The organism is Shewanella sp. ZOR0012 (assembly GCF_000798835.1).
In the GTDB taxonomy this organism is placed as follows: Bacteria; Pseudomonadota; Gammaproteobacteria; order Enterobacterales; family Shewanellaceae; genus Shewanella; species Shewanella xiamenensis.
Genome location: NZ_JTLE01000060.1, coordinates 1 through 413, shown reverse-complemented (window position 1 = coordinate 413; position 413 = coordinate 1). Strand labels below are relative to the sequence as shown.

Genomic DNA, 413 nt, shown 5'->3' with positions numbered 1-413 from the left:
CAGATAAGTCTTGAAGACACTCCCTATTACCATTGCTGTAGCCGCGTTGTTCGGCGGGCTTTTTTATGTGGCGATGATAGTTACTCGGGTAAAAACTATGACCATCGCCGTGCTTGGGTCGAGTCATTATTATTTGAACTTGAAGCCGTTTTTGCTATTGATGTGGCAGCATTTGCGGTGATGTCGAATCATCTGCATTTGGTGCTGCGGGTGGATATCGAGACAGCCAATCGCTGGACTGACCGCGAAGTGCTTGAGCAGTGGCATAAGTTGTTTAAAGGCGATGAGTTAACGCAAAAGTTCGCCAAAGGTGAGTTAGTTGAAGCGCATGAGGTCAGCAGATTAAAGCATTCAATCGCCCTTTATCGCAGTCGTTTGTGTGATATTTCATGGTTTATGCGCTGTTTGAATGA

General features: G+C 45.8%; 1 pseudogene. It reads left to right on the top strand.

The annotated features are described in order from the left end of the window. Nucleotides 1–413, top strand: a pseudogene (locus L976_RS01465) (transposase); the annotation flags it as partial.